Genomic DNA, 547 nt, shown 5'->3' on the forward strand with positions numbered 1-547 from the left:
CCAACCCGCGCGGCCGACGAGTGAGCTGAGCCGCAGCAGGGTCGCGGCGGCTCCCCCGGCAAGGGGTGTCGGGGCCCGGGGGAGCCGCGCTTTCTCCACGGTCTCACTCCGCGCGAGCGGGACCGGAATGATGAGTCGAAGCTCCTCCGCGCCGCCCGCGCGACGACGGATCCTAGCCATATAGTAGAATAGGTCTACTTAATGAACCGTATAGCTCGTCGTAGATACCCGGACGATCGACAGATGGTCTGTTGATGCGCTGATGTTGATGCGACGCAAGGAATGTTAGGACCTGGCACCATGGCCTTCGTAGTGACGCAGAGATGCTGCAATGATGCGAGCTGCTTGTCGGAGTGCCCGGTCGACTGCATCCGGCCCCGGCCCGACGACCCGGATTTCGCGACCGCGGAGATGCTCTATATCGACCCGCAGACCTGTATCGACTGCGGCGCATGCGCCGACGCATGCCCGGTCGACGCGATCTACTCCGAGGACGAGCTGCCCGAGGGCCTGCAGCGCTACACCGACATCAACTCGGGCTACTTCG

Annotated in this window: 1 protein-coding gene; it reads left to right on the forward strand. The window is 64.2% G+C overall.

What is annotated here, in order from left to right; all coding sequences use genetic code 11:
- Nucleotides 1-300: 300 nt before the first annotated feature.
- Nucleotides 301-547, forward strand: a 247-nt coding sequence (locus tag C5E41_RS33065) for a 4Fe-4S dicluster domain-containing protein (protein ID WP_146097606.1), incomplete at its 3' end; no start/stop codon positions are given.

It is taken from the genome of Nocardia nova, assembly GCF_002933465.1.
Classification (GTDB): domain Bacteria; phylum Actinomycetota; class Actinomycetes; order Mycobacteriales; family Mycobacteriaceae; genus Nocardia; species Nocardia nova_B.